Source organism: Pseudomonas sp. 10S5, assembly GCF_035019745.1.
GTDB lineage: Bacteria > Pseudomonadota > Gammaproteobacteria > Pseudomonadales > Pseudomonadaceae > Aquipseudomonas.
The window spans coordinates 96,713-121,292 of record NZ_JASJVL010000013.1; the positions used below are offsets into that span (position 1 = coordinate 96,713).

The 24,580-nt window shown below is 54.0% G+C and carries 23 protein-coding genes and 2 tRNA genes; 23 read left to right on the forward strand and 2 right to left on the reverse strand.

The window, feature by feature from the left end:
- The first annotated feature begins 116 nt into the window (after positions 1-116).
- The 3 genes from carB to QN378_RS15590 are packed head-to-tail and all read left to right on the forward strand — an operon-like array spanning position 117 to position 4,244.
- Positions 117-3,338 carry a carbamoyl-phosphate synthase large subunit gene (gene carB, locus QN378_RS15580; protein ID WP_323550941.1) on the forward strand — a complete coding sequence of 1,074 codons (3,222 nt, stop codon included), beginning with the start codon at positions 117-119 and terminating at the stop codon, positions 3,336-3,338.
- Positions 3,335-3,811 carry a transcription elongation factor GreA gene (greA, locus tag QN378_RS15585; protein WP_322206754.1) on the forward strand — a complete coding sequence of 159 codons (477 nt, stop codon included), beginning with the start codon at positions 3,335-3,337 and terminating at the stop codon, positions 3,809-3,811. The genes carB and greA overlap by 4 nt, the downstream gene beginning before the upstream one ends.
- Before the next feature lie 28 nt (positions 3,812-3,839).
- Positions 3,840-4,244 (forward strand): MFS transporter, encoded by a 405-nt coding sequence (locus QN378_RS15590; protein WP_322207003.1) that lies wholly within the window; start codon positions 3,840-3,842, stop codon positions 4,242-4,244.
- A gap of 6 nt (positions 4,245-4,250) precedes the next feature.
- Here the strand turns inward: QN378_RS15590 and QN378_RS15595 are convergent, their stop codons facing one another.
- Positions 4,251-4,559 (reverse strand): YhbY family RNA-binding protein, encoded by a 309-nt coding sequence (locus QN378_RS15595; RefSeq protein ID WP_322206756.1) that lies wholly within the window; start codon positions 4,557-4,559, stop codon positions 4,251-4,253.
- A gap of 104 nt (positions 4,560-4,663) precedes the next feature.
- On the opposite strand from QN378_RS15595, the gene rlmE reads away from it, so the two are divergent.
- The 20 genes from rlmE (at position 4,664) to QN378_RS15695 (ending at position 24,114) form a co-directional block, all read left to right on the forward strand.
- Positions 4,664-5,314, forward strand: coding sequence for a 23S rRNA (uridine(2552)-2'-O)-methyltransferase RlmE (gene rlmE, locus QN378_RS15600; RefSeq protein ID WP_322206757.1), 651 nt, complete (start codon positions 4,664-4,666; stop codon positions 5,312-5,314).
- A gap of 191 nt (positions 5,315-5,505) precedes the next feature.
- Positions 5,506-7,410, forward strand: coding sequence for an ATP-dependent zinc metalloprotease FtsH (gene ftsH / locus QN378_RS15605; protein WP_322206758.1), 1,905 nt, complete (start codon positions 5,506-5,508; stop codon positions 7,408-7,410).
- An 8-nt stretch (positions 7,411-7,418) separates the two neighbouring features.
- Entirely contained in the window at positions 7,419-8,270 is an 852-nt protein-coding gene (folP, locus tag QN378_RS15610) for a dihydropteroate synthase (RefSeq protein ID WP_323549573.1), read from the forward strand.
- Between the two features lie 16 nt (positions 8,271-8,286).
- On the forward strand, positions 8,287-9,624 hold the full coding sequence (gene glmM / locus QN378_RS15615; RefSeq protein WP_322206760.1) for a phosphoglucosamine mutase: 1,338 nt from the start codon (positions 8,287-8,289) through the stop codon (positions 9,622-9,624).
- A gap of 66 nt (positions 9,625-9,690) precedes the next feature.
- Complete coding sequence (gene tpiA, locus QN378_RS15620) at positions 9,691-10,446, forward strand: triose-phosphate isomerase (RefSeq protein ID WP_323549574.1); 756 nt, start codon at positions 9,691-9,693, stop codon at positions 10,444-10,446.
- A gap of 4 nt (positions 10,447-10,450) precedes the next feature.
- Positions 10,451-10,834, forward strand: a complete 384-nt coding sequence (gene secG, locus QN378_RS15625) for a preprotein translocase subunit SecG (RefSeq protein WP_322206762.1) — start codon at positions 10,451-10,453, stop codon at positions 10,832-10,834.
- A gap of 41 nt (positions 10,835-10,875) precedes the next feature.
- Positions 10,876-10,961 (forward strand) — tRNA-Leu (locus tag QN378_RS15630).
- A gap of 96 nt (positions 10,962-11,057) precedes the next feature.
- Positions 11,058-11,134 (forward strand) — tRNA-Met (locus tag QN378_RS15635).
- A 130-nt stretch (positions 11,135-11,264) separates the two neighbouring features.
- Positions 11,265-11,723 carry a ribosome maturation factor RimP gene (gene rimP / locus QN378_RS15640; protein WP_322170719.1) on the forward strand — a complete coding sequence of 153 codons (459 nt, stop codon included), beginning with the start codon at positions 11,265-11,267 and terminating at the stop codon, positions 11,721-11,723.
- Positions 11,724-11,770: 47 nt separating this feature from the next.
- A complete protein-coding gene (nusA, locus tag QN378_RS15645; RefSeq protein ID WP_322167628.1) occupies positions 11,771-13,252 on the forward strand; it encodes a transcription termination factor NusA in 1,482 nt (493 codons plus the stop codon).
- A gap of 27 nt (positions 13,253-13,279) precedes the next feature.
- The gene (gene infB / locus QN378_RS15650) at positions 13,280-15,802 is read left to right on the forward strand and encodes a translation initiation factor IF-2 (RefSeq protein WP_322206763.1); all 2,523 of its coding nucleotides are present in this window, start codon (positions 13,280-13,282) and stop codon (positions 15,800-15,802) included.
- 159 nt (positions 15,803-15,961) lie between these two features.
- A complete protein-coding gene (gene rbfA, locus QN378_RS15655) occupies positions 15,962-16,390 on the forward strand; it encodes a 30S ribosome-binding factor RbfA (RefSeq protein WP_322206764.1) in 429 nt (142 codons plus the stop codon).
- Between the two features lie 5 nt (positions 16,391-16,395).
- Positions 16,396-17,313, forward strand: coding sequence for a tRNA pseudouridine(55) synthase TruB (truB, locus tag QN378_RS15660; protein ID WP_322206765.1), 918 nt, complete (start codon positions 16,396-16,398; stop codon positions 17,311-17,313).
- 118 nt (positions 17,314-17,431) lie between these two features.
- Positions 17,432-17,701, forward strand: coding sequence for a 30S ribosomal protein S15 (rpsO, locus tag QN378_RS15665; RefSeq protein ID WP_299832411.1), 270 nt, complete (start codon positions 17,432-17,434; stop codon positions 17,699-17,701).
- 176 nt (positions 17,702-17,877) lie between these two features.
- The gene (pnp, locus tag QN378_RS15670; protein ID WP_323549578.1) at positions 17,878-19,983 is read left to right on the forward strand and encodes a polyribonucleotide nucleotidyltransferase; all 2,106 of its coding nucleotides are present in this window, start codon (positions 17,878-17,880) and stop codon (positions 19,981-19,983) included.
- A 185-nt stretch (positions 19,984-20,168) separates the two neighbouring features.
- On the forward strand, positions 20,169-20,951 hold the full coding sequence (locus QN378_RS15675; protein WP_322206768.1) for a hypothetical protein: 783 nt from the start codon (positions 20,169-20,171) through the stop codon (positions 20,949-20,951).
- Between the two features lie 28 nt (positions 20,952-20,979).
- A complete protein-coding gene (locus QN378_RS15680; protein WP_322206769.1) occupies positions 20,980-21,432 on the forward strand; it encodes a hypothetical protein in 453 nt (150 codons plus the stop codon).
- 56 nt (positions 21,433-21,488) lie between these two features.
- Complete coding sequence (locus QN378_RS15685) at positions 21,489-22,154, forward strand: response regulator transcription factor (protein WP_322206770.1); 666 nt, start codon at positions 21,489-21,491, stop codon at positions 22,152-22,154.
- A complete protein-coding gene (locus QN378_RS15690; RefSeq protein ID WP_323549581.1) occupies positions 22,130-23,512 on the forward strand; it encodes a sensor histidine kinase in 1,383 nt (460 codons plus the stop codon). Before QN378_RS15685 ends, QN378_RS15690 begins: the two co-directional genes overlap by 25 nt.
- Positions 23,513-23,763: 251 nt before the next feature.
- Positions 23,764-24,114, forward strand: a complete 351-nt coding sequence (locus tag QN378_RS15695; RefSeq protein ID WP_322207004.1) for a BON domain-containing protein — start codon at positions 23,764-23,766, stop codon at positions 24,112-24,114.
- Positions 24,115-24,283: 169 nt separating this feature from the next.
- Here the strand turns inward: QN378_RS15695 and QN378_RS15700 are convergent, their stop codons facing one another.
- Complete coding sequence (locus QN378_RS15700; RefSeq protein WP_322206772.1) at positions 24,284-24,577, reverse strand: DUF2845 domain-containing protein; 294 nt, start codon at positions 24,575-24,577, stop codon at positions 24,284-24,286.
- Positions 24,578-24,580: the final 3 nt, after the last annotated feature.

The window sequence follows — 24,580 nt, forward strand, 5'->3', positions numbered from 1 at the left end:
GCACGCAGAGGGTTGGGCTGAACCCAGACGAAAGTGTCTGGCTGATCCGCCCAGCGCCCTGAGACAAATGTTCAAGACGGCTTGCCGACTGACCCAAGGATTTGAGTGACAACCCCATGCCAAAACGTACAGATATAAAAACCATCCTGATTCTCGGTGCCGGCCCCATAGTGATCGGCCAAGCCTGTGAATTCGACTACTCCGGCGCCCAGGCCTGCAAAGCCCTGCGCGAAGAGGGTTACCGCGTCGTCCTGGTGAACTCCAACCCGGCGACGATCATGACTGACCCATCAATGGCTGACGCGACCTATATCGAGCCGATCAAATGGCAGACGGTTGCCAAGATCATCGAGAATGAGCGTCCAGACGCTCTGCTGCCAACCATGGGCGGCCAGACGGCATTGAACTGCGCACTGGACCTGGAGCGCGAAGGCGTTCTGGAGAAGTTCGGTGTTGAGATGATCGGCGCCAACGCCGACACCATCGACAAGGCTGAAGATCGTTCGCGTTTCGACAAGGCAATGAAGTCCATCGGCCTCGACTGCCCGCGTTCCGGCATCGCTCACACCTTGGAAGAAGCCTACGTCGTACTTGAGAAGTTAGGCTTCCCATGCATCATCCGGCCGTCTTTCACCATGGGCGGCACCGGTGGCGGCATTGCGTACAACCGCGAAGAGTTCGAAGAGATCTGTACGCGCGGCCTCGACCTCTCACCGACCAAAGAGCTATTGATCGATGAGTCGCTGATTGGCTGGAAAGAGTATGAGATGGAAGTCGTCCGCGACAAAAAGGACAACTGCATCATCGTCTGCTCCATCGAAAACTTTGACCCGATGGGTGTCCACACTGGCGACTCGATTACCGTTGCGCCAGCGCAAACGCTGACCGACAAGGAATACCAGATCATGCGTAACGCCTCGTTGGCGGTATTGCGTGAGATCGGCGTTGAAACCGGGGGCTCTAACGTCCAGTTCGGCATCTGCCCGGACACCGGTCGTATGGTAGTGATCGAAATGAACCCGCGGGTTTCTCGCTCCTCGGCGTTGGCTTCAAAAGCCACCGGCTTCCCGATTGCTCGGGTCGCTGCCAAGCTGGCCATCGGCTACACCCTCGATGAATTGCAGAACGAAATCACCGGCGGCAAAACCCCGGCATCGTTCGAGCCTTCTATCGATTACGTCGTTACCAAGCTACCGCGCTTCGCCTTCGAGAAATTCCCCAAAGCCGACGCGCGCCTGACCACGCAAATGAAGTCAGTCGGCGAAGTCATGGCCATCGGCCGGACCTTCCAGGAATCCCTGCAGAAAGCCTTGCGCGGTCTGGAAGTCGGCGTCTGCGGTCTTGATCCTAAGCTAGACCTGAGCAATCCAGAAAGTATGGCTGTGCTCAAGCGCGAACTGACTGTGCCCGGCGCTGAGCGCATCTGGTACGTGGCAGACGCGTTCCGTGCTGGCATGACGGTTGATCAGATCTACAGCATGAACATGATTGATCGCTGGTTCCTGGTGCAGATCGAAGATCTGATCAAAGAAGAAGCGAAGATCAAGACCTTGGGTCTGGCGACCATTGATCGCGACCTTATGTTCCGCCTCAAGCGCAAAGGCTTCTCTGACGGGCGCCTGGCCACGCTGCTGGGTGTTACCGAGAAAAACCTGCGCCGTCATCGTCACAAGCTTGAGATCTTCCCGGTCTACAAGCGCGTTGATACGTGCGCGGCCGAGTTTGCAACAGATACTGCTTATCTTTACTCGACTTACGAGGAAGAGTGCGAAGCCAATCCATCGACCCGCGACAAGATTATGATTTTGGGCGGCGGTCCTAACCGTATCGGCCAAGGTATCGAGTTCGACTACTGCTGCGTACACGCGGCACTGGCGCTGCGCGAAGACGGGTACGAGACCATTATGGTCAACTGCAACCCGGAAACCGTGTCCACTGACTTCGACACTTCCGATCGTTTGTACTTCGAGCCAGTTACCCTCGAAGACGTGCTGGAAATCGTCCGCGTCGAGAAGCCTAAAGGCGTCATCGTCCAGTACGGCGGCCAAACCCCATTGAAGCTGGCCCGTGCGTTGGAAGAAGCGGGCGTACCGATTATCGGTACCAGTCCTGACGCCATCGACCGCGCAGAAGACCGTGAGCGCTTCCAGCAAATGGTCGAGCGCCTGAACCTTCGTCAGCCGCCGAACGCGACGGTGCGCAGCGAAGAAGAAGCGATTCGTGCCGCCGGCAAGATTGGTTACCCGCTCGTCGTGCGTCCGTCCTACGTATTGGGCGGCCGAGCAATGGAAATCGTCTACGAAGAAGACGAATTGAAACGTTACCTTCGCGATGCAGTAAGCGTGTCCAACGACAGCCCTGTGCTGTTGGACCACTTCCTCAACTGCGCCATCGAAATGGATGTCGATGCAGTCTGCGACGGTACTGACGTTGTCATTGGCGCAATCATGCAGCACATCGAACAGGCTGGTGTTCACTCCGGTGACTCTGCTTGCTCGCTGCCGCCTTACTCGCTGCCTGCGCATATCCAGGACGAGATGCGTGAGCAGGTCAAGAAAATGGCCCTTGAGTTAGGGGTGGTCGGCTTGATGAACGTGCAGTTGGCGCTGCAAGGCGAAGACATCTACGTGATCGAAGTCAACCCGCGCGCTTCGCGTACCGTGCCGTTCGTATCGAAATGCATTGGTGTTTCGCTAGCGATGATTGCTGCACGGGTTATGGCCGGCAAAACGCTGAAAGAAATTGGTTTCACCAAAGAAATCATTCCAAACTTTTATAGCGTAAAAGAAGCAGTCTTCCCTTTTGCCAAGTTCCCCGGCGTTGACCCGATTCTCGGCCCAGAGATGAAGTCCACCGGAGAAGTGATGGGGGTAGGTGACACCTTCGGCGAAGCTTTTGCCAAAGCTCAAATGGGCGCTAGTGAAGTATTGCCGGTGGGCGGCACTGCTTTTATCAGCGTCCGCGACGACGACAAGCCTTTAGTTGCCGGCGTCGCCCGTGATCTCATCAGCCTGGGCTTCAAAATTGTCGCGACCGCAGGCACGGCTAAAGTCATCGAAGCTGCAGGCTTGGAGGTGCGCCGTGTGAACAAGGTGACTGAAGGTCGCCCACACGTGGTCGATATGATCAAAAATGACGAAGTCACGCTGATCATCAACACTACCGAGGGTCGTCAATCAATCGCTGATTCTTACTCCATTCGTCGAAATGCCTTGCAGCACAAGATTTACTGTACGACGACCATCGCTGCGGGCGAAGCTATCTGTGAAGCGCTCAAATTCGGTCCAGAGAAGACCGTGCGTCGCTTGCAGGATCTACATGCAGGATTGAACGTATGACTAAGTACCCAATGACTGTCGAGGGCGCCCGCGCCCTCGAAGAAGAGTTGCATCACCTGACCAAGGTAGTTCGCCCCAAGCTTAGCCAAGACATCGGCACTGCACGTGAGCTGGGTGATCTCAAGGAAAATGCTGAGTACCACGCCGCTCGGGAGCAACAAGGCATGGTTGAAGCGCGTGTTCGTGATATCGAAGGACGCCTGCAGAACGCAGTCGTCATTGATGTGAAAACCATTGCCCATACCGGCAAGGTGATCTTCGGCACCACAGTAGAGATTGCAAACGTAGAAACCGATGAGCGTGTGCGCTATCAAATCGTCGGTGAAGACGAAGCGGATATCAAACAGGGCAAGCTGTCGGTTGGCTCACCTATCGCTCGCGCCTTGATTGCCAAGGAAGAGGGTGATGTAGTCATCGTCAAGACGCCAGGTGGCGTAATCGAGTACGAGATTGTCGAAGTTAGCCACCTTTAACCAAGGTCGCCCACTTTGTGCGGGGGCGATCATCTGGCAAGTCACTCAAACACTTTGGGTGGGCGGGCTGGTACTACTGCATCTAGCGATGTTGACAGTGCTTGACCAGACAGGCCTTGCACCGTTGCTGATTGATGAGGTTGCGAATCTTTCGGGCACGTTGCTGGTAGGATTTGCGGCTTTCTGTGTGGCATTGCAGATGGTTGTGCTGGTGCAGGCCGAGCGCTTCTCGAGTCTCTGGCTTGATGCGCGTGGGCAATTGCTGATGATTGCGACGTTGGCTTCAGCGAGCCATTACGTGCTGTATAGATGGTTGCCAGACGCTGTGCGTTGGCAATTGGTGAGTTATCTGGTGTTAGCATTATCCGGTTTGCTGCTGGTCATTCAGCCAGTGCCGGGTGGAAACGGCAGGGCGTGCGATGCACGCCCTTGACCGCTGTTATACAGCGCGATGTACGTTGGACAGTAACTTGTTTACTTTGGCGTTTTTGCGGTAAATCAGCGCCATTTTGCCAATGACTTGCACTAAATCCGCTTTGCCGACTTTGCATAATTCTGCAATGAGCGCCAAGCGACTTTCGCGGTCGAGGATGTTGAGCTTGATTTTAATCAGCTCGTGATCGCCCAGTGCGCGTTCAAGTTCGGCTGCAACACCTTCAGTCAAACCATTGTCAGCCACAGTCAATACCGGTTTCAGATGGTGACCAATAGATTTGTACTGTTTCTTCTGCTCTTGAGTGAGCGGCATAATCTGACCCCTGCGTCTGATCTTGTAAAAAGCGGCGGCTAGTTTACCCGAGCGAGTCCGGGACCGCCCAGTTAATCACGACTCGTTTATTTTTGAGGTGGCCCGTGGCCCGTTCCAAAACAAGCCATAACTGGCTGAAAGAACATTTCGATGACCATTACGTCAAAATGGCGCAAAAAGATGGGTACCGTTCGCGGGCAAGCTATAAGCTGCTGGAGATCCAGGAGAAGGATCGACTGATCCGGCCCGGCATGACCGTCATTGACCTTGGTGCAGCGCCTGGCGGATGGTCGCAAGTCACCAGTCGTCTGATCGGCGGCCAGGGTCGTTTGATCGCGTCGGACATTCTTGAGATGGACAGCATCCCGGATGTGACCTTTATTCTAGGTGACTTCACCGAAGACGCAGTGCTAGCCCAAATTCTCGAAGCGGTCGGTAATACACAAGTAGACCTTGTGATTTCAGATATGGCCCCCAATATGAGTGGACTGGCTGCTGTTGACATGCCGCGCGCTATGTTCCTTTGTGAGTTGGCGCTCGATTTGGCCGGGCGGGTACTGCGTCCTGGTGGCGATTTTCTGGTCAAGGTTTTCCAGGGCGACGGTTTCGACGTGTTCCATAAGTCGGTTCGTCAGGTGTTTGACAAGGTCCAGATGCGCAAGCCTGCGGCTTCCCGCGATCGGTCCCGCGAGCAGTATTTGTTGGGTCGTGGATTTCGCGGCATAAAAGGAGCTGAAAGTGTTGAGCGGCTTTGACGTAGAGGCGATAGCTTTTATTTAATAGCCTGCAAGCTAAGCATAAACGAATATTGTGTAGTCAAAGTTTCACAAAGGGTTACAGACGGCGCCTGCAACACCCGCAGGTAATGTAGTAAGTTAGGCCGGTGAAATCATGCGAGGCACGCTCCTGCGTGGGGCTTGCTTCAGAGGGTAGCTAATTGAACGATATGGCAAAGAATTTGATCCTGTGGTTGATCATCGCTGCTGTCCTCGTGACGGTCATGAACAACTTCTCTAGTCCAAACGAGCCGCAAACCCTCAATTATTCTGAGTTCATCCAGCAAGTTAAGGATGGCAAGGTCGAGAAGGTTGCTGTAGACGGTTATGTCATCACGGGTAAACATACCGATGGCGATACTTTCAAGACCATTCGTCCTGCTATTGCGGACAATGGCCTTATCGGTGACTTGGTTGATAACCATGTAGTTGTCGAAGGCAAACAGCCAGAACAGCAGAGCATTTGGACCCAGCTGTTGGTAGCGAGCTTCCCGATCCTGGTGATCATCGCCGTTTTCATGTTTTTTATGCGGCAGATGCAGGGCGGTGCTGGTGGTAAAGGCGGCCCTATGAGCTTCGGTAAAAGCAAGGCACGTCTGCTTTCTGAAGATCAAGTCAAAACCACCTTGGGCGATGTCGCAGGTTGCGATGAAGCCAAAGAAGAAGTGGGCGAATTGGTAGAGTTCCTTCGTGATCCGGGCAAATTTCAGCGTCTGGGCGGTCGAATTCCACGTGGCGTATTGATGGTTGGACCTCCAGGCACTGGTAAAACTTTGCTGGCTAAGGCCATTGCTGGTGAAGCCAAAGTGCCGTTCTTCACTATCTCCGGTTCTGACTTTGTTGAAATGTTCGTGGGTGTTGGCGCAAGTCGCGTCCGTGACATGTTTGAACAGGCCAAGAAACATGCACCTTGCATCATCTTTATCGATGAAATCGACGCAGTCGGTCGGCATCGTGGTGCGGGTATGGGCGGCGGTCACGATGAGCGCGAACAAACGCTTAACCAGTTGCTGGTTGAAATGGATGGCTTTGAAGTGAATGACGGCATCATCGTCATTGCCGCTACTAACCGTCCAGACGTGCTCGACCCGGCTTTGCTGCGTCCGGGCCGCTTCGACCGTCAGGTTGTGGTAGGACTACCGGATATTCGTGGTCGCGAACAAATTCTTAAAGTCCATATGCGTAAAGTGCCGATGGGCGAGGACGTTAACCCAGGCGTTATCGCCCGTGGTACGCCAGGCTTCTCCGGTGCGGACTTGGCCAACTTGGTCAATGAAGCGTCTCTGTTTGCTGCTCGCACCGGCAAGCGCATCGTTGAGATGAAAGAGTTCGAACTTGCCAAAGATAAAATCATGATGGGCGCTGAGCGCAAGTCTATGGTTATGTCCGAGAAAGAAAAGCGTAATACGGCCTACCATGAGGCCGGTCACGCTATTGTCGGTCGAGTGGTGCCTGAGCATGACCCGGTCTATAAAGTCTCGATCATCCCTCGCGGCCGGGCTTTAGGCGTTACGATGTTTTTGCCAGAGGAAGATCGCTACAGCCTGTCAAAGCGCGCGCTGATCAGCCAGATTTGTTCGCTGTATGGTGGGCGTATTGCCGAAGAGATGACGTTGGGCTTTGACGGCGTTACCACTGGTGCGTCCAACGACATTATGCGAGCCAGTCAAATCGCTCGGAATATGGTCACCAAATGGGGCCTATCCGAGAAGCTAGGTCCGCTCATGTATGCCGAAGATGAAAACGAAATGTACCTGGGTCGCGGCGGTGGCGGTCAGGGCTCAAGCGTTTCAGCAGAAACGGCGAGACTTATCGATTCTGAAGTGCGCAGTATCATTGATCAGTGCTACGGTTCGGCCAAGCAAATTCTGACCGAGCACCGTGACAAGCTGGACGCGATGGCTGATGCTTTAATGAAGTATGAAACCATCGATGCAGAGCAAATCGATGACATCATGGCAGGTCGTGCCCCCCGTGAGCCTCGAGATTGGGGTCAAGGAGGCTCGGGTACTCCGGTAGTTCCGTTGGACACACGTCCAGAAGCGCCTATCGGCGGTCCTGCTGCTGAAATCTAGGGTCTGACATGACTTCTGCGCTGTACCCAACCCGGTTGCCTTGCGGCAACCGGGTTCTTGATTTAGCCCGTACGCATGTTATGGGTATCTTGAACGTCACTCCTGATTCCTTCTCCGACGGTGGTCGTTTCAGCGGTCGCGACGCTGCCTTACGCCACGCTCAGGCAATGGTAGCAGCGGGTGCAACGCTGATCGATGTGGGGGGCGAGTCTACCCGGCCGGGAGCGCGAATGGTCTCCCCACTGGAAGAGCTTGAACGCATTGCGCCCGTAGTTGAGGTTATAAGCCGTGAGCTAGATGTGATCATCTCGGTGGATACGTCGACCCCTGCGGTAATCAGAGAGGCGGCGCGCCTTGGTGCCGGGCTTATCAATGATGTGCGCTCATTGCGCCGTGACGGTGCCTTGGATGCTGCCGCAGCTACTGGTTTGCCAGTGTGTCTGATGCATATGCGCGGCGAGCCCGAGAATATGCAGAATGACCCGCAGTATCAGAACTTGATGGCTGAGGTGCGCGCATTTCTTGTTGAGCGCATGGACCAATGCGCAAAGGTTGGAATTCCTAATGAGAGAATCATTCTCGATCCCGGATTCGGATTCGCTAAAAACCTCCAGCACAACCTTAGCCTGTTCAAGCATATGGAAGATTTACATGAACTTGGCAGGCCGCTGTTGGTGGGCGTATCGCGCAAGAGCATGATTGGACAAGTCCTGGGGCGTCCTGTGGCAGAACGGCTCTCTGGTGGCTTGGCTCTGGCAGTCATGGCCATGATCAAGGGTGCACGTATTTTGCGTGTACACGATGTTGCCGAAACTATCGACGTAGTGCGCATGATTGCTGCTGTCGAGTTGGCTGAATAAGAATGACGGAGCATATATGACTAGAAAATACTTTGGCACCGACGGTATTCGTGGTCGGGTGGGTCAGTTTCCTATCACCCCCGAGTTCATGCTTAAGCTCGGCTGGGCTGTTGGGATCGCATTTCGCCGATTGGGTGCTTGCAAGGTTCTCGTGGGCAAAGATACGCGGATCTCGGGCTATATGTTCGAATCAGCGCTGGAAGCCGGTCTTTCTGCAGCGGGTGCGGATGTGATGTTGTTGGGGCCGATGCCAACGCCAGCAATTGCCTACCTGACTCGAACTTTCCACGCTGAAGCTGGCATCGTGATCAGTGCATCGCATAATCCTCATCATGACAACGGAATCAAATTCTTCTCTGGCTTGGGCACCAAGCTTGCGGATGAAGTGGAAATGATGATCGAAGAGTTGCTCGACACACCAATGACGGTCGTGGAGTCCGACAAGCTTGGTAAGGTGTCACGCATCAACGACGCCGCTGGTCGTTATATCGAATTTTGCAAAAGCAGTGTCCCGACCAGTACCGATTTTGCAGGCCTGAAGTTGGTAATCGATTGCGCGCATGGCGCTACCTACAAAGTTGCCCCCAACGTTTTTCGTGAGTTAGGCGCTCAAGTCACTGTACTGTCTGCGCAGCCTAATGGGCTGAACATAAATGATAATTGTGGTTCGACCCATATGGGTAACTTGCAGGCTGCGGTGCTAGCTGAGCAGGCCGACCTCGGTATTGGCTTCGATGGCGACGGCGATCGAGTTTTGATGGTTGATCACACTGGTGCGCTTGTCGAAGGCGACGACCTGTTGTTCATTATTGCTCGTGATTTGCAAGAGCGGGGCAAGCTGCAAGGTGGTGTGGTCGGCACATTGATGACCAATCTGGGTGTTGAACTTGCTTTTGCTGAGCTTAATATCCCGTTTGTGCGCGCCCGCGTCGGTGACCGCTATGTCACTGCTGAAATTCTTGAGCGTAACTGGCAGCTTGGTGGTGAGAATTCAGGTCATATTGTTTGCTTTCAGCACACGACAACGGGCGATGCGATCATTGCTGCGCTGCAAGTGATATTAGCTTTACGTCGTCGAGGTGAAACTCTGGCGTTGGCGCGTCAATCGTTGCGCAAGTGTCCCCAAGTGCTAGTTAACGTACGCTATGCGGGGGATATCAACCCTGTCGAGCACCCTGCCGTCAAGGAAGCCTGTGAGCGTGTCACCGTTGCCATGGGCGGTCGCGGCCGTGTGCTATTGCGCAAGTCTGGCACCGAGCCGCTAGTGCGCGTAATGGTCGAAGGCGACGACGAGGTTATGGTTCGTGCTTACGCGGATGACCTGGCAAAACTGGTTACTGAGGTTTGCGCCTGATTTCGGCTTGCCAGTGTTGATGCGGTTGGGTAACATCTGCGCCCACTTTGACCGACGAGGTATAGCATGCGTCGCATTATGGTAGCTGGTAACTGGAAAATGCACGGTACCCGCGCCAGCGTCGCTGAGCTGACCAAAGGCCTTCGTAATCTGGTCTTGCCGAGCGGTGTTGATGTAGCAGTCTTTCCGCCTTTTTTGTACGTTAATCAAGTGATTGACGGACTCGGCGGTAAGGCAATTGCGGTAGGTGCGCAGAATTCTGCGGCAGAGTCTTCGCAAGGTGCGCTGACCGGCGAAATTGCTCCGAGTCAGCTTGCTGATGCGGGTTGTACGCTTGTATTGATAGGGCACTCCGAGCGCCGCCAGATAATGGGCGAGCATGACGATTTGCTAAATCGGAAGTTCGCAGCTGCTCAGGCGTGTGGTTTGACGCCAGTGCTGTGTGTAGGGGAAACCCTGGAGCAGCGCGAGGCGGGCAGGACGCTTGAGGTAGTGGGGCGTCAGCTTGGTAGCATCATCGAAGAGCTGGGTGTCGGTGCTTTTATAAATGCAGTCATCGCTTATGAGCCAGTCTGGGCTATTGGCACTGGACTGACTGCATCGCCCCAACAGGCGCAGGAAGTGCACGCAGCCATTCGTGCGCAGTTGGCGGCAGAGAATGCTGAGGTCGCGCAAGGTGTGCGGCTTCTTTATGGCGGCAGCGTGAAGGCGGCCAATGCGGCTGAACTGTTCGGCATGCCGGATATCGATGGGGGGCTCATTGGTGGAGCGTCCTTGAATGCAGATGAGTTCGGTGCGATCTGTCGCGCCGCGGGAAACTGAAAAAATGCTGGAAACAGTCGTAGTCGTTTTTCATCTGTTGGGCGCCCTGGGTGTTGTCGCTCTGGTATTGCTTCAGCAGGGTAAGGGTGCAGACGCCGGTGCGTCTTTCGGTGCAGGTGCTTCAAACACTGTGTTCGGAAGCCAAGGTTCCTCTACCTTTCTCAGTAAATTTACTGCTATACTCGCCGCTGGTTTTTTCATAACCAGCTTGGGGTTAGGTTACTTTGCTAAAGAGAAAGCTCACCAGCTGACTCAAGTAGGTTTACCAGATCCAGCGGTATTGGAAGTACCACAGCAAAAGCCGGCGGCAAGTGATGTGCCGGTGCTGGAAGCGCAAAAGCCGGCAGTTGTTCCTGCTGACGTTCCTCAAGCGCCAAAGCAGAAGTAAGCAGTCAGGCGGCTGATGCAGGGCCGCCAAAGAGTTGTATTGCCGAGGTGGTGGAATTGGTAGACACGCAACCTTGAGGTGGTTGTGCCCAATGGGTGTAGGGGTTCGAGTCCCCTTCTCGGTACCAATTATCAGCAAAGCCCGCAATTGCGGGCTTTCCTGTAGGTGGGAGCCTCGATTGACCCCGCAAGGGAACGGTCGTATACTCCCGCCCCAGCTTTGTCGCGGGGTGGAGCAGTCTGGTAGCTCGTCGGGCTCATAACCCGAAGGTCGTCGGTTCAAATCCGGCCCCCGCAACCAGTTTTAGCGGAGCCCCTTTTTAGGGGCTTTTTGTTAGCTGGACAGTTTATAACGCCGCTATTCGACGGCGTTTCAGGGATGGGCGTTTAGCCCATTTTTTATTTGCATCGCATGCACAAAGGGGGTTCAGGTGTCGAGCAAGCTAGAACAGTTGCAGGCCTTGGTGGCCCCGGTGGTCGTGGCCCTGGGCTATGAATGCTGGGGGATTGAGTTTTCAGCTCAGGGTCGCCATTCACTATTACGTATTTATATCGATAAAGAAGGCGGCGTTTTGGTGGATGACTGTGCAATAGTCAGCCGCCAGATCAGCGGTGTTTTGGATGTAGAAGATCCTATAGCCGTTGAGTACACCCTTGAAGTTTCGTCTCCTGGTATGGAACGCCCGCTGTTCACTCTTGAGCAGTTTGCCTTGCACGCTGGCGACCAAGTGAAAATAAAGCTGCGTTCACCCTTTGAGGGTCGTCGCAATTTTCAGGGCCTTCTCCGCGGGGTGGAGGAGCAAGATATTGTGGTGCAGGTAGAAGACCATGAATTCTTGTTGCCGATCGACTTGATCGACAAGGCCAACATTATTCCCAGTTTTGACTGAGACGCGGATCCCGCGGATCCAATGGCTTGCGAAAGGCGAGGCGTACGATGAGCAAAGAAGTACTGCTGGTTGTTGAGTCGGTGTCCAATGAAAAGGGCGTTCCGGCAGGTGTTATTTTTGAAGCGCTGGAGCTGGCTCTTGCCACCGCTACCAAAAAGCGTTTTGAGGATGAAGTCGAACTGCGTGTGGAGATTAATCGCCAGACGGGTAATTACGAGACGTTCCGACGCTGGACAGTTGTTGAAGATGAAGATCTCGACGACCCGGCGCATGAATTGGCTGTAGATCAAGCTCAGGAAAAACAGCCGGGTGCAGTTGCCGGTGATGTAGTTGAAATTAAAATCGACTCCATTGAGTTCGGTCGAATCGCTGCGCAGACTGCTAAACAGGTCATCGTGCAGAAGGTTCGTGAAGCTGAACGCGCTCAAGTGGTAGATGCCTACCGCGAGCGTCTGGGTGAAATCATTTCGGGTACTGTTAAAAAGGTTACGCGTGACAATGTCATCGTCGACCTTGGCAACAATGCCGAAGCGTTGCTAGCGCGTGAAGACATTATTTCGCGGGAAACTTTCCGCGTAGGTGTTCGCGTTCGTGCACTGCTTAAAGAAATTCGCACTGAAAACCGTGGGCCTCAGTTGATTCTGTCGCGTACTGCGCCAGAGATGCTGATTGAGTTGTTCCGGATCGAAGTACCGGAAATCTCCGAAGGGCTCATTGAGGTGATGGCTGCCTCACGTGACCCGGGTTCGCGTGCAAAAATCGCTGTTCGCTCCAAAGACAAGCGAATTGATCCGCAGGGTGCTTGTATAGGCATGCGTGGTTCGCGCGTTCAGGCTGTTTCTGGCGAACTGGGCGGAGAGCGTGTGGACATCGTGCTTTGGGACGATAACCCTGCACAGTTCGTAATTAACGCCATGTCGCCTGCTGAAGTGGCGGCGATTATCGTCGACGAAGATGCCCACGCAATGGACATCGCCGTTGGCGCAGACAATCTGGCTCAGGCCATTGGTCGCGGCGGTCAGAACGTTCGTTTGGCTAGCCAGTTGACTGGTTGGACCCTGAACGTCATGACCGAATCAGACATCCAGGCCAAGCAGCAGGCAGAGACCGGCGATATCTTGCGTAACTTTATCGAAGAGCTGGAAGTCGATGAAGACCTTGCCCAAGTGCTGGTTGATGAAGGCTTTACTAGCCTGGAAGAGATTGCCTACGTACCGTTGGAAGAAATGCTCAACATCGACGGCTTTGACGAAGAAACCGTCAACGAGCTTCGCGCTCGGGCCAAGGATCGGTTGTTGACTAAAGCCATCGCTACTGAGGAAAAGCTGGCAGACGCCCATCCGGCCGAAGACCTGCTCTCGCTTGAGGGTATGGACAAGGATTTGGCGATGGAACTGGCGGTGCGCGGCGTAGTTACCCGCGAAGACCTGGCCGAGCAGTCTATTGACGACCTGCTCGACATCGACGGCATTGACGATATTCGTGCCGGCAAGTTGATCATGGCCGCCCGAGCCCATTGGTTCGAGTAAGTAGGCGCGGCCTGAGGAGAGAAGTGCATGACGCAAGTCACGGTGAAAGAACTGGCCACAGTGGTCGACACACCGGTAGAGCGCCTGTTACAGCAGATGCGTGAGGCAGGTCTGCCGCACACCGCCGCCGAGCAAGTTGTGACCGACATAGAGAAACAAGCCCTGTTGACGCATTTGAAAAGCGGTCACAAGGCTAAAGTGGAAGAGCCACGCAAGATCACTTTGCAGCGCAAAACCACTAGCACCCTGCGCGTTGCTGGAAGTAAGAGCATTAGCGTTGAAGTACGCAAGAAGAAAGTTTTTGTACAGCGCAGCCCGGAAGAAATCGAAGCCGAGCGCAAGCGCGAGCTTGATGATCGTCGTGCTGTAGAAAACGCTGCGCGTCAGAAGACTGAAGAAGAAGCTAAGCGTCGTAACGAAGAAGATTCGCGCAATCAGCCTGCTGCTGCGCAATCGACTCCAGCCGTTGCCGCCGCTCCGGCACCTGCTCCAGTTGCTGAACCTGTGCGTGAAGCGCCGGTTGCAGCTACTCCAGTTGCTGATGCGCGCAAAAGAAACGACGAGCAGCGTCGTCCAGATAAGCCACGTGCCGATGACAACAATCGTCGTAGCACCGGTGGTGATGGCGACCGTAAAAACGCGCCGCATCGCGCCTCTGTTAAAGAGAAAGCGCCTGCACCACGCGTTGCGCCTCGTACCACCGACGAAGAAAGCGACAGCTTTCGTCGTGGCGGTCGCGGCAAGGCCAAGTTGAAGAAGCGTAATGCTCACGGTTTCCAGAGCCCAACCGGCCCTGTTGTTCGTGACGTTGCTATCGGCGAGACCATTACTGTCGGCGAGTTGTCAGCGCAGATGTCGGTCAAGGCTGCTGAAGTCATCAAGTTCATGTTCAAGATGGGTACTCCGGTGACCATCAACCAGGTACTGGATCAGGAAACTGCCCAGTTGATTGCTGAAGAGTTGGGCCACAAGGTCAGACTGGTCAGTGACAATGCCCTGGAAGATTCGTTGGCCGAATCGCTGAAGTTTGAAGGAGAGACGTTCTCCCGTGCGCCAGTAGTGACCGTAATGGGTCACGTTGACCATGGTAAAACCTCGCTGCTCGACTACATCCGTCGTGCCAAGGTTGCAGCTGGCGAAGCCGGTGGCATCACCCAGCACATTGGTGCATACCACGTTGAAACTGACCGTGGCATGGTGACTTTCCTTGACACCCCTGGTCACGCTGCGTTTACCGCAATGCGTGCCCGTGGTGCCAAGGCCACCGACATCGTGATTCTGGTAGTTGCTGCGGACGACGGCGTTATGCCGCAGACCATCGAAGCTGTTCAACATGCCAAGGCCGCCGGTGTTCCGTTGGTTGTAGCAGTGAACAAAATCGACAAGCCGGGTGCTGATCTTGATCGTATCCGTAGCGAACTGTCTGTTTACGGCGTTACGTCAGAAGAATGGGGTGGCGACACGCCTTTCGTCTCAGTCTCCGCGAAAGTGGGTACTGGTGTAGACGAACTGCTCGAAGCCGTCCTGTTGCAAGCCGAAGTACTGGAACTAAAAGCGACTCCATCGGCTCCTGGCCGTGGTGTAGTAGTTGAATCGCGTCTCGACAAAGGTCGTGGCCCGGTTGCAACTGTTCTGGTTCAAGACGGTACGTTGCGCCAAGGCGACATGGTGCTGGTAGGTTCGAACTATGGCCGCATTCGCGCCATGCTCGACGAGAACGGCAAATCGATCAAGGAAGCTGGTCCTTCCATCCCTGTCGAGATCCTCGGCCTGGACGGTACCCCGGAAGCTGGTGACGAACTCAGCGTGCTGTCGGACGAGAAGAAAGCCCGTGAAGTGGCTTTGTTCCGTCAAGGCAAATACCGTGAAGTCAAACTAGCGCGCGCTCATGCTGGCAAGCTGGAAAACATCTTCGAGAACATGGGCCAGGAAGAGAAGAAGACGCTTAATATCGTCCTCAAATCTGATGTCCGTGGTTCGTTGGAAGCGTTGAACGGTGCCTTGAATGGCCTGGGCAACGACGAAGTGCAAGTGCGAGTGGTCGGTGGCGGTGTCGGTGGTATCACCGAGAGCGACGCTAACCTGGCATTGGCTTCCAACGCTGTACTGTTTGGCTTCAACGTGCGTGCCGATTCTGGCGCTCGCAAGATAGTCGAGCAGGAAGGTCTGGATATGCGTTATTACAACGTAATCTACGACATTATCGAAGACGTCAAGAAAGCCCTCACCGGTATGCTTGGCAGCGACGTTCGGGAAAATATCCTGGGTATCGCGGAAGTACGTGACGTGTTCCGTTCGCCGAAGTTTGGCGCGATCGCTGGTTGCATGGTTCTTGAAGGTGTTGTTCACCGTAACCGTCCAATCCGTGTACTGCGTGAAGACATCGTTATCTTCGAAGGCGAGCTGGAATCCCTGCGCCGCTTTAAAGATGACGCTTCCGAAGTACGTGCCGGCATGGAATGCGGTATAGGCGTGAAGAGCTACAACGACGTCAAGGCCGGTGACAAGATCGAAGTCTTTGAGAAGGTCCAAGTGGCTCGCAGCCTCTAAGCCGCGAGCTTCAAGAGCCATGGTCGACCCCAGCATGCAAATGCCAAGCGGTCGTTCATGGGCTCTAAACGCAACGCCCGGTCTGACTTTTGTCAGGCCGGGCGTTTGCCGCTTTCAGACCGCGAGGGTTTCGCCCTAGGTCGGTGACAGGTAGTAGACATGGCAAAAGAATATAGCCGTACCCAACGTATTGGCGATCAGATGCAGCGTGAGCTGGCTCAGTTGATCCGCCGCGAAATCAAAGACCCGCGTGTCGGTCTGGTGACCATTACCGCCGTCGACGTCAGTCGTGACGTCGGTCATGCCAAGATTTTCATGACGGTGATGGGGCAAGACAGCGCCGAAGAAATTGCGCAGACCATCAAAGTGCTTAACTCGGCAGCAGGTTTCTTGCGCATGCAGTTGGCTCGCGAAATGAAACTGCGCAGCGTTCCGCAGTTGCACTTCCACTACGACGAAAGTGTCGTGCGTGGTGCTCATCTGTCAGCGCTCATCGAGCGTGCCGTTGCCGAAGATGGTCAGCACCCGGTAGGCGCTCCGCAAAGCATTACGCCAGACAGTGACAAGCCAGAAACCAGCAAGGAGTAACGCACATGGCCCAGGTCAAGCGTATACGCCGCAATGTCAGTGGGATCATCCTGCTTGACAAGCCTCTGGGATTTACCTCCAACGCTGCGTTGCAGAAAGTTCGTTGGTTGCTTAACGCGCAGAAGGCTGGGCACACTGGCAGCCTTGATCCCCTTGCAACCGGTGTATTACCGTTATGCTTTGGCGAAGCTACCAAGTTTTCCCAATATTTGCTCGATTCGGACAAAGCATACGAAACCAGAATGCAGTTGGGCAAAACCACCACCACCGCCGATGCGGAAGGCGATGTGCTACAAGTTCGTCCGGTAACCGTTGGTCGCGCCGATATCGAATTGGTTTTACCGGGTTTTCGCGGTGAAATCAGTCAGATACCGCCGATGTACTCTGCGCTAAAGCGGGATGGGCAACCTTTATACAAGTTAGCCAGAGCCGGGGAAGTGGTGGAGCGCGAACCGCGTTCTGTTACTATTGCGCGCTTGGAATTACTTGAGTGCGAAGCAGATACAGCGTGTCTCGCAGTTGACTGCACCAAAGGCACCTATATCCGCACATTGGTTGAGGATATTGGCGAAAAGCTAGGGTGTGGCGCTTACGTTGCTGAGTTGCGCCGTACCCAGGCCGGTCCTTTCAGCTTGGCACAAACAGTGACGCTGGAAGAGTTGGAGCAAGTACACGCCGACGGCGGCAACGAAGCGGTTGATCGCTTCTTGATGCCATCGGACAGTGGTTTGCTGCATTGGCCGCTGCTTCAATTTTCGGAACACAGTTCGTTCTACTGGTTGCATGGTCAGCCAGTCAGAGCACCGGATGCACCGCAATTCGGCATGGTTCGCGTGCAAGATCATGAAGGTCGCTTCATCGGTATTGGTGAAGTGAGTGAAGACGGGCGCATCGCGCCGCGTCGATTGATTCGGTCAGAATGACCGAACGAGGGTGGCTGTCAGTAGGCGCGGTCACAACTCATTTTAAAATACGGGGGTTTGCCCTCGGCCTATTGAAATCGTCTCTCTCGAGCGGTTTCCGTGATTAAGGATTGCCCACATGGCACTCAGCGTTGAAGAAAAAGCTCAAATCGTTGCCGACTACCAGCAAGCTGTTGGTGATACTGGCTCACCAGAAGTGCAAGTTGCACTGCTGACCGCCAACATCAACAAATTGCAGGGTCACTTCAAGATCAACGGTAAAGATCACCACTCACGTCGTGGTCTGATCCGCATGGTAAACCAGCGTCGCAAGCTGTTGGATTACCTGAAAGGCAAAGAAGTTAGCCGTTACAGCGCCCTGATCGGTCGTCTGGGTCTGCGTCGCTAATAGCGATGTCGATAGAGGTTGGTTGTCTGCCAAGATTTCTCGAGTTCACTCGATGGGTCTGGCAGGCTTCCAGCCTCAAGTTTTATCTGGACGGTCGATAGGTCCGAACCCTTTCACTGCCCAAGAATTCGCAAGAAACCAGTTCCCCCAAGAGCCACCAAAGAAGGTAGGAAACCGTGAACCCGGTAATCAAGAAGTTCCAGTTCGGTCAATCGACCGTCACCCTCGAGACTGGCCGTATCGCCCGTCAAGCTTCCGGCGCAGTATTGGTCACCGTTGACGACGACGTCAGCGTATTAGTGACTGTGGTCGGTGCCAAGCAAGCTGACGCAGGTAAAGGCTTCTTCCCTCTTTCCGTTCATTACCAGGAAAAGACCTACGCAGCCGGCAAGATCCCCGGCGGTTTTTTCAAACGTGAAGGCCGCCCCTCCGAAAAAGAAACCCTGACTTCGCGTCTGATCGACCGTCCGATCCGTCCGCTGTTTCCAGAAGGTTTCATGAACGAAGTGCAGGTTGTCTGCACCGTTCTGTCCACCAGCAAAAAGACTGATCCAGACGTTGCCGCCATGATTGGTACATCGGCTGCATTGGCAATCTCCGGTATCCCGTTCGACGGCCCTATCGGTTGCGCGCGCGTTGCTTTCCACGAAAGCACCGGCTATCTGTTGAACCCGACTTACGAGCAACTCAAGGCTTCGAGCCTGGACATGGTTGTTGCCGGTACGTCGGAAGCGGTATTGATGGTTGAATCGGAAGCCAAAGAGCTGACCGAAGACCAGATGTTGGGCGCCGTTCTGTTCGCCCATGACGAATTCCAGGTGGTGATCAATGCCATCAAAGAACTGGCCGCTGAAACAGCCAAACCTACTTGGGACTGGCAACCGAAGCCTGAAGCCACCGCTTTGCTGGCCGCGATTCGTGGTGAGTTTGGTGACGCGATTTCCGAGGCTTACACCATCACCGTCAAGCACGAGCGTTATTCTCGTCTGGGCGAGTTGCGCGATCAGATCGTTGCCAAGCTATCCGGCGAAGAAGGCCAGCCTTCTTCCAGCGAAGTCAAAGCAGCCTTCGGCGAAATCGAATACCGCACCGTGCGCGAGAATATCGTCAACGGCAAGCCACGTATCGACGGCCGTGACACTCGCACTGTGCGTCCACTGAACATCGAAGTCGGCGTGTTGCCGAAGACTCACGGTTCGGCACTGTTCACCCGTGGCGAAACTCAGGCGCTGGTTGTAGCGACCCTGGGCACCGCACGGGACGCACAGCTGCTCGACACCCTGGAAGGCGAACGCAAAGACCCGTTCATGCTGCACTACAACTTCCCTCCGTTCTCGGTAGGTGAATGTGGTCGCATGGGTGGCGCTGGCCGTCGCGAAATCGGTCACGGTCGTTTGGCTCGTCGCAGCGTACAGGCCATGTTGCCTGCTGCCGACGTGTTCCCTTACACCATCCGCATTGTGTCGGAAATCACCGAATCCAACGGCTCCAGCTCCATGGCGTCGGTGTGCGGTGCTTCCCTGGCATTGATGGACGCTGGCGTACCGATGAAAGCACCGGTGGCCGGTATTGCCATGGGTCTGGTTAAAGAAGGTGACAAGATCGCCATCCTGACCGACATCCTTGGTGACGAAGATCACTTGGGCGACATGGACTTCAAAGTAGCCGGTACCGCCAAGGGTGTTACCGCGCTGCAGATGGACATCAAGATCAAGGGCATCACCGAAGAAATCATGGAAATCGCTCTGGGCCAAGCCCTGGAAGCGCGCCTGAACATCCTTGGCCAGATGAACAAGATCCTTGCCGGTTCGCGTACCGAGTTGTCGGAAAACGCACCGACCATGATCGCGATGAAAATCGACACCGACAAAATCCGTGATGTTATCGGTAAAGGCGGTGCGACTATCCGTGCGATCTGTGAAGAAACCAAAGCTTCTATCGACATTGAAGACGATGGCACCATCAAAATCTTCGGCGAAACCAAAGAAGCGGCTGAGGCAGCACGTCAGCGCGTTCTGGGCATCACTGCTGAGGCTGAAATCGGCAAAATCTACATCGGTAAGGTTGAGCGCATCGTCGACTTCGGCGCATTTGTTAACATTCTGCCAGGCAAAGACGGTCTGGTTCACATCTCCATGCTGAGCGATGCTCGCGTTGAGAAGGTGACCGACGTACTGCAAGAAGGTCAGGAGGTTGAGGTGCTGGTATTGGATGTCGATAATCGCGGCCGTATCAAGCTGTCGATCAAAGACGTAGCAGCAGCAAAAGCTTCCGGGGTTTAACTAACCCGACGCTAAACATGGACTGAAGGCCTGTTGCTAATACGGGCTCTTGGTTCTGCTGAAGAAACCGTTTTCTCTCATGGAGGAAGCGGTTTTTTTTTGATTTTGCGCTGCTATGGGTGGCCTAAGTTTCGCCAGCCACAATGGCGGCATGACTTACTCGCATCGTCAGGAGCTAACCCCCAATGACCGCCCAAACAACATCTACAGTATCAAGCTGGCTAAATAAGGTTCCCGAAGTAACCCTATCGTTTTGGATCATCAAGATCATGTCGACCACTGTCGGTGAAACCGGCGCCGATTATCTGGCTGTCGACGCCGGATGGGGGCAGGGGTTGACGAGCTGGGTGATGGCCGGGCTATTAACTGTCGCCTTGATTCTGCAACTGCGCACACGACGCCATACGCCTTGGACTTACTGGCTGACGGTGGTGTTGGTCAGTGTGGTGGGTACACAGATTACCGATCTGCTGACCGATGGCTTGGGCGTGAGTTTGTACACCAGTACCGGAGTATTTGCCGTGACATTGGCGGCGATTTTCGCGATTTGGTATCAGGTCGAACGAACCCTTTCTATCCACGAGATATCCACACTGCGTAGAGAGCTATTTTACTGGGCAACTATTCTTTGCACGTTCGCGTTGGGCACAGCCGCAGGTGACCTGGCAACTGAGGCGCTAGCGCTCGGGTTCACGCTGGGTGCCATGATATTCGGTGCTTTGATTGCGCTTAGCTACATCGCTTGGCGCCTTGGTGGCAACGCCGTCTTGACGTTCTGGATTGGCTATATTCTGACTCGCCCATTTGGCGCATCTCTCGGCGACCTGCTGACTCAAGCGAAAACCTATGGCGGTTTAGGTATGGGCGCCATGTGGACCAGCGCACTGTTTTTGACCGTAATTGTGATACTGGTGGCAGTAGCGCAAATCACCGTTGGCAGCCGCACCTCTGCAAAAATCACGAAATAACCCACTTAAATTAATTCAGGTAAAAATTATGTACAGTTTTAATTCGCTAGTCCGTTCAGCCTCGATTGCCTCAGCTATTGCTCTTTTAGCCCTTGCTGCCGGATGCTCGAAACCGGACGACAAGGCAAAACTAGGCGCTGTTCCTGCGGCGACGTCGGTTCAGACCTCTTCAACCAGCCAGGCCAAGCTGCCTTCCAAACTGGGCGATTTGTCAGCGTTTCGTAACATCGCCGCCGATGTGGCAGTTATTGTCGACAAGGGTGACCTACCCGCTGCTAAAACGCGCATTAAGGATTTGGAGCTCTCTTGGGACTCCGCCGAAGCAGGTTTGAAACCTCGCGCAGCAGATGATTGGCATCTTATTGATAAGGCTATCGATCGCTCCCTGGAAGCGCTGAGGGCCAATACCCCAAGTCAAACCGACTGCAAAGCAGCGATGACTGATTTGGTTAAGGTGTTTGATTCAGTTCAAGGTAAGTAGGCGCCGCAGCTAGTACTCGCTACTATCGAGTCTGTTGAAAAGACAGGGGCGTAGGTATGCGGGTACTGCTGGTTGAAGATGACGTGATGATCGGAGAAACCATTCAGGCGGCGCTAAAGGATTCGTCCTATGCGGCAGACTGGGTGAAAAATGGTCAGACAGCGCTTACGACACTTGCAAGCCAGCACTACGACTTGGTGCTACTGGACCTAGGGCTGCCTGGTAAGGATGGGTTGGAGGTATTGCGCAGCATCCGCGGCAGTAACAATCCAGTGCCGTTGCTAATTATCACTGCACGAGATGGCCTTGATGATCGGTTAAGTGGTTTGGACGGAGGCGCTGATGATTACGTGCTTAAGCCGTTCGAGATGGCCGAGTTACTTGCACGCATGCGTGCGGTGCTTCGGCGTAAAGGCGGCAGCGCGATTCCTATACTCAGCAACGGCACGCTGTCACTTGACCCGGCTACGCGCGAGTCTGTAGTGAGTAACGGTGCCCCGGTGCAACTTTCCAATCGTGAGTTCGCCCTGCTGCATGCGCTACTGGTGCGGCCGGGTGCGATTCTTTCTCGTAGCGATCTTGAGGACCGCATCTACGGTTGGGGGGAAGAAGTTGAAAGCAACGCGGTTGAATTTCTAATCCACGCCCTGCGTCGCAAACTTGGGAGCGAAGTGATCAAAAACGTCAGGGGGGTTGGATGGATGGTTTCAAAAAGCGCTTAAGTGACTCGGTTCAGCTCAGGCTGTCTTTTTCTTTGGCAGTGGCGATTCTAGTGGTGGCCTTTGCAGCTGGCGTTTTTTCATTTGTGTCCGCGTTTGACGAGGCCCACGAACTGCAAGATGACGTGTTACGTCAGGTGGCGTCGATCTATGACCGGCAGCATCTCCCCATAGCAGGTTTCAGTAAAGACAGCCAGGCCAAGGATGAAGTCGCTGAGTTTCGCGTTATCGTCCAATATCTCGCGGATGGCGACGCCAAGGTTCAGGGAAGTGATGCCTACGCGCCATTACCGTTGCCCACCACTTTGTCGGATGGTTTGCATACCTTAGATGTTGCGGGCGAACCTTTCCGAGTGCTGGTTAAAACCTTGGCCACTAAACAGCGAATTGCACTGGCGCAAGAAACAAGTGTTCGCGATGAAATAGCACGCGACAGCGCGTTGCGCTCTGTTATTCCACTTCTAATTTTGGTGCCGATCTTACTGCTGGTAGTCGCCGACCTTGTACGCAAGATTTTCCGCCCGATTGCGGTCTTGTCCCTTGAAATAGATCAGCGCGCCGAGCAAGAGTTACATCCGGTTAAAGAAAGCCACCTACCGCTAGAGATCCGCCCCTTTGTTATCGCAATCAACCGTTTGCTAAGCCGTGTCGCGCAATCAATGGATTCTCAGCGGCGCTTTGTCGCGGATGCAGCGCACGAACTTCGGTCGCCGTTGACAGCACTTTCGCTGCAGGCTGAACGCTTGGCTGAGGCTGAAATGTCTGCGGAGGCAAAAACGCGGTTGGTGCTGTTACGTCGAGGCATTGAGCGAAGCCGGAACCTTCTCGATCAGCTGCTAACCTTCGCTAAAGCTCAAGCAGCTCTAGACCTGCCAAAGTCTGCGGTCTCTGTTTTAAGCCTTTATCGGCACGTCTTGGAGGATCTGCTTCCTTTGGCCGAAGCCAAGCATATTGATATTGGGGTGGAGGGAGATCAGGACGTATGGGTGATGGTTCATGAATTGGATCTGGTCACTGTGATCAAAAATCTGGTTGATAACGCCATTCGTTACACGCCCGTTGATGGACGAGTCGACTTGTCAGTCTCTTTTGATGGTCATCGTGCGAGGTTGCAAATCAAGGATTCAGGCCCAGGGATTTCGGCTAAGGAAAGGCTTCGAGTATTCGACCCGTTTTACCGAACGCTCGGGAGCGATCAGGTGGGATCAGGTTTGGGCCTTTCCATAGTTAATGCAATCGCGCAGCGGATCGGTGCAGAAGTCCAACTGGAATTCTCTGATCAGAAATCGAAAACGGGATTATGTGTTTCGGTACTTCTGAACGAGGCTGGTCCCTTGCTTGCCTCGGAAATATCAGACTAATTTACTAATACTTTTAGAGAGTTAGGGTTTCAGCCAATAATTCAGCTATGAAAACATGCATCCTGCACGCAAGTTAGGGGTGGAACGTGCAAATTGCATGATTAAAGCCTTTGAATTATTACGTAACTGTATGTTTTTAAGATGCTTTTTTTATATTAAAAAATGGCACAGCGCTTGCGATACAACCTGTAACCCTGCTGTCAGCGAGACTGGCGCAGACTTTGAGAAAAACAGGAGTGACTCGTATGAATATGAATAAGTTCGCTATTGCTGCCGCTGCTGCCACAGCTATTACATTGTCTATGGCTAACTCGGCTTTCGCCCAAACCACAACAACTCAAGCTCCAATGGTTGTTGCTGGCGAAATGACCAAGGCAGGGGAAGCGACATCGGACACTTGGATCACCACCAAGGTTAAATCCGATTTGGTGACTGAGAAAGGCATTCCTGGTACCGACATTAAGGTAGAAACCAACAAAGGCGTGGTCTCCCTTTCATCAACTGTAGCCATCACCCAAACCCAGAAAGATATGGCTGTTGCGATCACTAAGAAAATCAAAGGTGTCAAAGCCGTGTCCGCCGCAGGCCTTAAAGCTGAGTGATGTCCAGCCGCTCGCAATGACTATTGATAGTACCAGCGGATAACGAAGGACGGTGTCCGGTGAGGTATCGAAATTAACGCGAGGCTATACGGGTGTGTTTATTACAGGTCTCGACGTAGTTGTCGGGGCCTGTTCTATTTTAAGTTCAGTCATTGAGCAGCGTCGGAAATCAGTTGCCGCGCTTACTGTTAATTCCTACCAGACGGCCCCCTTCGAATCGCAGGTACTGATACATACCGTTGCTAGGTCCGTATATCCACTCATCAATTTTGACTTCTTCTCGCCGGTTGGGGCTACGTAGATAACCAATTAGGTTACGCGCAGCAGGTTCGCCGCATTTTTGCTGTACCTCAAACTCGTGATCCCCACTATTTATCAGCTGACTCCCACAACGCAGGGAGTCGGCCTGCGCTTGTCCCATCACACCGGCCACTATCAGAAGCAAAACGTTGCTCGTTCGCATGGT